Below are 6,330 nucleotides of genomic sequence, written 5' to 3'. Positions count from 1 at the left end.
ATGGGCCCGTCCCCCACGGACGCCGCCCTCGCCGCTGATCTCGCCCTGCCGATCGAGGAGCTCGAGCTCACCGTTCGGTCGTACAACTGCCTCAAACGTGAGGGCGTTCACATGGTGGGTGAGCTCCTGGCACGCTCGGAGGCGGACCTCCTGGACATCCGCAACTTCGGTGCGAAGTCCATCGACGAGGTCAAGGCGAAGCTGGCCGGCATGGGCCTGGCCCTCAGGGACAGCCCGCCCGGATTCGACCCGACCGCCGCTGCCGACGCTTTCGGCGCCGACGACGACGCGGACGCGGGATTTATGGAGACCGAGCAATACTGAACGCTGCGCTGCACCGGTCAGAGAGACACCTCGCGTACGGGGACAGGCGAACCTCCACACTGATCCCAGCTCGCTGGGCGGCCTCCGCCAGGTCCGCGCCCGCGCACAAACCCTGGCGAAGGCAGTCGACGATAAAGCGGCACAGCTTCGCCACTTCACGTACGAAGCGCTGCTCTGCCAGCCGCGGCCGCCGGGTTCATACCTTGCCTGCTGTGCCTGTCGCGAGCCGGATCTCCTCGGAGAGCCGGCCGATCCGTTGAGCCAGCAGGCCCAGCGTGATCCGGGTGGCCTGCACCACCGACTCCGCGCCGGCCTCCTCGCTAAGTTGGAGAACGCGTCATGGAAGCCCCCAGTGTAAGAGCCGTGCGGGCCGGTCCGGCGTACTGCCTCGATACCGTTCGGCACATCAGCGACACAGCGGAGGTCGGCTTCGAGGCTGGTTCGGCGGATGGCAGCCAGTACGAGCATTTCGCCAGCCAGGCGATTTACCCTCCACGACTGCAGCGCGCGCAGGCCTTCCGGGTCTTGTCCAGCCCGAGCCCGTTCGCAGTGCCGCGCCTTTGCAGGAGCCCCTGACTGAGAATCGGTTGCTGGGGCTGCCGTGTGTGATGCCCCGGGGCCGTCGGGGGAAGTCGGCTAGCCCGGGGGCATCACCACACCGGCCCGTGCACGGGCCGGACCTCGCCGCACGCTCCTCGCATGCACGAAACGATCACGTGCGGCCCTCGCACCGTACAACTCGCTCCACGACCGGCTGTGGCACCACGCACGCCAGTCGGCTGTATGCACACGAGAGCAGGGGCCGGTCGCGCACTGATGGCGGACTGCCCAGAGCTCGGCAACGGTTTGACCTCGTACCAGGCAGGGCGCGGTCCTGAGCTGTCAGCAACCGGCAGCGGGCCCTGGGGGCGACACCCCGGGGGGCCCGCGCGCGGCTGCTGGGAGAGGGTCTGGCGCTGCCGCTTGGAACACTGTGACCAGCCGTGGCGTCGGTTGGCCCTGGCGAGATGTGCTGGCTGACAGATACGGGCAGCGTGTCATCGTGGCGCTGCATCCGCCACCACGTCACCGCCCGCTAACTCCTAGGCAACGGGCTTTACTTGCCTGGTCAGGCGGGTGGTGCGCCGCTGCTACCGGTCCAGGGCACCGGGCACCTGTTCACGGAAGGTGTGGTGGCAGCCGCGCGTGGGCACACCAGACGCCGCACTCGCGCATGGAACATCGTTCATCGACCGGCACATCCACGACTGTCCGCCAGTGAGAGCCGTGCATGCATTCTGAGGGGGCACACCGGGCAGATCGTAGTGACCCGCGGAGTCCGTGCCCGCACCACGATCTGCTGACCTTCGTCGGCCACCTTGAAGTGCGTCTACATGGCGATCATGTCGCTTGAGCCCACCGACAAGGGCCAGGCTCGTTGGACGATGCGCTGGGAGACCGCGCTGAACGCCTTCGAGATCACCGTCGACGGCCGCCTCTCAGCAGCCCGTCACTGGCCCCAACTACCCCACTGTCATCCGTAGCCCGCACGGAGGAGCCTCATGGTGGTGTGTCGCCGCGTGTGCGTTCCTGCCGCCGCACTTCGTCGAGATCGGTGAGCCGGTCCAGTCCTTTCACCGCGCGGGCGGTGCGGTGGTTGCGCTCGAACCTGGAGCGGTGCCGGTCGAGGAAGACCCAGTAGCCCGCGGTATAGGGGCAGGCATGCGCGCCGGTCCGGTCTCTGGGCTGGTAGACGCAGGGTCCGCAGAGGTCGCTCATGCGGTTGATGTAGGCACCGCCGGACGTGTACGGCTTGGTGGTCATTCGGCCGCCATCGGCGTACTGCGACATGCCGATGACGTTAGGCACCATGACCCAGTCGTAGCCGTCCACGAAGCAGCGATGGAACCAGTCCGTGACGGCGGCGGGGTCCCAGCCGCGTTGCAGTGCGTAACTGCCGAGAACCATCAGTCGCGGGATGTGGTGTGTCCACCCCGTGTCCCGTACTTGGGCCAGAATCGTCTGCAGGCAGCGGGCGCCGACGCTGTTCGCGTCGAGATCGTTCCACCAGTCGGGCAGCGGCGCTGTGTGACGCAGCTCGTTGTGCTGCCGATACTCCTCACCGAAATGCCAGTACAGCTGCCACACGTACTCTCGCCAGCCTGCGACCTGTCGCACGTATCCCTCCACGCTGTTGAGGGGAGCCCTGCCGGCTCTCCACTCAGCTTCTGCCCGCTCGGCGCATTCGGCGGGGTCGAGCAGGCCGAGGTTGAGCGAGGAGGACAGCAGGCTGTGACTCATCACCTGGTCCTCGGCGAGCATGGCGTCTTCGTACGGGCCGAACGTGGGGAGCCGGTGGTCCATGAAACATCGCAAGGCCGTGCGAGCCTCGGCCCGCGTGGCCGGGAACAGGCGCGGACTGTCTCGTCCGACGAATGACACGTCACCATCCTTCTCCCAATGATCGAGGTCGTGGCGTACTTCTTCGTCGATCTCGTCTTCGCGTGGTCGGTATGGGCGGTCCACCGCGAGGGTGGTGGCATCGCGAGGCGGAGGTTGGCGGTTGTCGTGGTCGAGGTTCCACCGGCCGCCAGCAGGGTGATCCTCATCCATGAGCAGATCGTGACCACGTCGCACCCAGCGGTAGAAGTCCTCCTGCCGCAGACGCCGTCCGCCGTGGCGGTGCGCCCATGCGGCGAAGTCCTGCATGGGCACCAAGAAGCCACGTGCGGGGCCCACGGCCACATTCGGCAACGAGCGCACAAGAGCCAACGCCGCATAGGAGGTGGGATGGTGGACGGTGACGTGACGTCCGCGGGCGGCCTGGTCCAGGCCGTCCCGGTAGGTGGTGGCGCGCACGTAGGTGACGCGGTCGCCGAGTTCCGCCGCGCGATGGCGCATCGCGGAGAGCAGCAAGTGGGCCTTGGCTCGGTGAAAGCGGCGGCGCTTGAACACCGAGCGCGCCTCGATCATCAGCAAGGGTGCGTCGCCTGTGAGATCAATGTCCTGCGAGGGGCGGAGAAAGTGTGGTCCGAGCTGATCGCCGAAAAGCCAGTGCATACCGCGTCCTTCCTTCCTGCCGTGTAGCTGGCGCAAGGTGCTCTCTGTCTCATGCCTGAGGTGTTCGGGAGAGGCCAGACGCTGCCAAAGCGGGTCGGGGGCAGGGCACGCTGGCACCGCGGGCGGCCCATTCCGCGGATAGCTGTGTATACACGGGTGTGCCCTGGTCCGGGGCCTCTGCTGGGGTCTGGCCACGGGCGTGCGCGGGGTGCCTTCGGCGCGGTTGTCCAGGGAGATGGACGTCGGCTCTGCGTTTGCCGCTGCCTGCCTGTGTGCCCTGGCTGGAGGTCATCCAATGATCATCCGTCACGTTCGTCAAAACGATCCGTCCGCCCTCTTGGACACCGTTTCTGGTCCGCTGCGACGACCTCGGCCACTGTCCTCCCTCAGCGAGGTGCGACACCGTTGGGCTACCCAGCCGGAAAACGGTTTGTACGTCTGGTCGTTGGGTGGTCTGGGATGAACTCCCGCCCCACGGGTACTTCCCCGAGCGCCCGCGGGGCGGGTCCCTGCGGGCCTGCACCTGAATCCGCCCCGCGCCGTCGCGCCGAGCGGGAGTGCGCGGAGCGGGAAGCTGCCGGGGCGGCGCAGAGAGCGGCCGGCCGGCGCGTTCTGCGTGTGTGCTCCGGCCCTCTCAAAATGCTTGCCGGCGATGGTTCGCTTCCTGGAGGGCACCCGTGTGAGTCTCTGCGGCTTCGGGGGGTCGGCCTGCGCGGGCGCCGAGGTCGGCGGCCAGCAGCCTGTTGAGGGCGCTGGGGTTGCTGCTTTCGGCGTACTCGAGCAGGTGCAGGAGGGCTGTGAGCTCGCCCTGGCGGAGGTGCAGGTGGGTCAGGGGGTCGGTAGCGCGGGAGACGAGTGCCCGCTGCACGCGGTTTTCGTAGGCGCGTCTGTGCAGGTCGGCGAAGCGGATCTGGGGTTCCTCGAACAGGTAGGGCTGGGCGGGAAGGTAGGGGGCCAGGCTGTCCAGCAGTGTGGGGATGTCCTGGCCCTCCTGTCGGTAGGACGGCTGTTCGCTGCTGCCTGACATGGCCGGGTCGAGTCGGAAAGCGTCGACGAAGGCCGTGACGAGCTGGGGCTCGGGAAGCAGGCCGGCCCCGGGCCACCGGGCACCGGACAGGTACCGGTCCTCTTTGTCGGTGGTGTAGAGACACCAGCCGGACGTGCCCGCCCAGTGGAGCCCGCAGTCGCCCCCGCCGTGCTGGTCCTGGAATGCCTGCGTGAACGAGATGGCGGCCTCGACGTCGAGGTACTCGCCGTCCGTGTCGCGCCAGGGACCGCAACTCTGAATCCCGGTCACCGGCAGACCCGCTTCCAGGAGGCACTCGGCGACAGCGGCGGCATAGTGGCCCGCCCGCCTCGCGAGCTCAGCTGACATCTGGGGGCTCGGTTCGCTGGCCACGGAACTCTCTCTCCACTGTCGGGATCGGACGACGACGGCTGGTGAGGGTACCGACCTGCACTCGGCGCTGCGCCGGGGGAGCGGCTGTGCTGTTCGAGCTCGATTACCTTCTCACGGGCCATACGGAAATCTATGCTGGCTAGAGTAGACATTGGCTGATCGTCTGGGTATGGTTTCTCCCGTAGCCAGGAAGGCGGCAGGGCCCGGCAGACACGAACTGCCAGGCAGCACCGTGTACTTGCGGTGCGTTGGACGGTGCGGTGGTGGAGTTTCGGAGCCAGCGTTGTTGCAGGACGGCGACGGGGCTGACGACCGGACCGGGTGGCCCGCAGTGATCAGGGGCCGCCGAGCAGTGGCAGTACCGGTTGAGTGAAGTACGCGGTACCCAGCAGCGAAGTATGTGAGTGGTACCTCGGTGAAGGCGTCGGCTGCGGGCGTGCGCACCGGGAGGTTCGGCAGTGGGGTTCTAAGCCAGAGCAGTAGTGCAGGACGGGCGACGGGGCTGGCTGCCGAAGAGTGACGCTGCGACAGGTCACTGAGCAGTTCGCGGTACCGGCAGGACGCAAGTGATTGATCAGAGGGAAAGAACGGAGGGGCCGAGCGCCATCAGGATCGCCCGGGCGGAGTGTTGAGCCCGGGTACCGCAGGACATCGATAGTGAGGTGGTCTCCGGTCGAGCAACCGCGATCCCCGCACTCCCGACAGCAGTTCGGTCGGTAGGCGGAAAATAAAGCCGGCGCGGTATCAGGGCCGGCAGATGGTGTAGCAGTTCCTTCGGGGCCCTGGCAGCAACAGCGCCAGGGCCCCTCAACACGTATTACAGAGAGGTCAGATGACAGCAGACGATTCCTTCGGACGTCTCGATGACGACGACTACCCCGCCTACACGATGGGCCGGGCAGCCGAGATGCTCGGCACCACCCAGGGCTTCCTGCGTGCCATCGGCGAAGCCCGCCTGATCACCCCGCTGCGCTCCGCGGGCGGCCACCGCCGCTACTCCCGCTACCAACTGCGCATCGCAGCCCGCGCCCGGGAACTCGTCGACCAGGGAACCCCCATCGAGGCCGCCTGCCGCATCATCATCCTCGAGGACCAGCTCGAAGAAGCCCAGCGCATCAACACCGAACACCGCCGCACCACCGAGTCCGCGACCCCGACAGCCGCGGCCTGAAGGCAGAGGCTGACACCGTGGTCCCTCCAGGCGGGATCAGCCAGCGGACCGAAGGGCTGCTGCATCATGGATCGCCCGAACCGGCGAGGACCTTCCTGACCCACCACGCGCGGGTCCTGATAGCCATCGCACGTGACCCGCGCACGCGACTGCGCGACGTGGCTGCCTCCTGCGAGATCACCGAGCGCGCCGTCCAGGCAGTCGTGACCGACCTCGAGCAGGCCGGCTACCTGCGCCGGGAACGGGTCGGACGGCGCAATCGGTACACCCTCAGTCTCGACCAGCCGTCCCGCCACCCAATCGAAGCCGGACTCTGCGTCCGCGCCCTCGTGGAACTCGCTGTCGGCCACGTGGACCGGCACCAGGCCGACACACAGGTATGCCAGTAACCGAAAGG

6 protein-coding genes and 1 pseudogene are annotated in these 6,330 nt (G+C 67.5%); 4 read left to right on the top strand and 3 right to left on the bottom strand.

All coding sequences use genetic code 11. The features are described 5' to 3' along the window. Positions 1 to 324, top strand: a 324-nt coding sequence (locus ACFVTC_RS40180; protein WP_390134386.1) for a DNA-directed RNA polymerase subunit alpha C-terminal domain-containing protein, incomplete at its 5' end; no start/stop codon positions are given. Between the two features lie 1,133 nt (positions 325 to 1,457). Here ACFVTC_RS40180 and ACFVTC_RS40175 read toward each other — a convergent pair. Beyond that, positions 1,458 to 1,681: pseudogene (locus ACFVTC_RS40175) on the bottom strand (ISL3 family transposase); the annotation flags it as partial. Between the two features lie 25 nt (positions 1,682 to 1,706). Here ACFVTC_RS40175 and ACFVTC_RS40170 point away from each other — a divergent pair. Beyond that, the gene (locus tag ACFVTC_RS40170) at positions 1,707 to 1,847 is read left to right on the top strand and encodes a hypothetical protein (RefSeq protein WP_390134384.1); all 141 of its coding nucleotides are present in this window, start codon (positions 1,707 to 1,709) and stop codon (positions 1,845 to 1,847) included. 16 nt (positions 1,848 to 1,863) lie between these two features. Here the strand turns inward: ACFVTC_RS40170 and ACFVTC_RS40165 are convergent, their stop codons facing one another. After that, a complete protein-coding gene (locus ACFVTC_RS40165) occupies positions 1,864 to 3,363 on the bottom strand; it encodes a cryptochrome/photolyase family protein (RefSeq protein ID WP_390134382.1) in 1,500 nt (499 codons plus the stop codon). Positions 3,364 to 3,997: 634 nt separating this feature from the next. After that, entirely contained in the window at positions 3,998 to 4,738 is a 741-nt protein-coding gene (locus ACFVTC_RS40160; RefSeq protein ID WP_390134380.1) for a DUF6292 family protein, read from the bottom strand. An 856-nt stretch (positions 4,739 to 5,594) separates the two neighbouring features. On the opposite strand from ACFVTC_RS40160, the gene ACFVTC_RS40155 reads away from it, so the two are divergent. Both ACFVTC_RS40155 and ACFVTC_RS40150 read left to right on the top strand, forming a co-directional pair. Continuing rightward, positions 5,595 to 5,933 (top strand): MerR family transcriptional regulator, encoded by a 339-nt coding sequence (locus ACFVTC_RS40155; protein WP_390134378.1) that lies wholly within the window; start codon positions 5,595 to 5,597, stop codon positions 5,931 to 5,933. Between the two features lie 56 nt (positions 5,934 to 5,989). Next, the gene (locus ACFVTC_RS40150; protein ID WP_390134396.1) at positions 5,990 to 6,322 is read left to right on the top strand and encodes a winged helix-turn-helix domain-containing protein; all 333 of its coding nucleotides are present in this window, start codon (positions 5,990 to 5,992) and stop codon (positions 6,320 to 6,322) included. Positions 6,323 to 6,330 lie beyond the last annotated feature (8 nt).

This window comes from Streptomyces sp. NPDC057950, assembly GCF_042887295.1.
In the GTDB taxonomy this organism is placed as follows: Bacteria; Actinomycetota; Actinomycetes; order Streptomycetales; family Streptomycetaceae; genus Streptomyces; species Streptomyces kaempferi.
Note: the sequence above shows the minus strand (reverse complement) of the source record. Positions and strands in the feature narration are given on the sequence as shown.

Bases quoted from the DNA above. Each gene is read 5' to 3' on its own strand.
- ACFVTC_RS40170 (WP_390134384.1), top strand. From the start codon at position 1,707: ATGTCGCTTGAGCCCACCGACAAGGGCCAGGCTCGTTGGACGATGCGC.
- ACFVTC_RS40165 (WP_390134382.1), bottom strand. From the start codon at position 3,363: ATGCACTGGCTTTTCGGCGATCAGCTCGGACCACACTTTCTCCGCCCC.
- ACFVTC_RS40160 (WP_390134380.1), bottom strand. From the start codon at position 4,738: ATGTCAGCTGAGCTCGCGAGGCGGGCGGGCCACTATGCCGCCGCTGTC.
- ACFVTC_RS40155 (WP_390134378.1), top strand. From the start codon at position 5,595: ATGACAGCAGACGATTCCTTCGGACGTCTCGATGACGACGACTACCCC.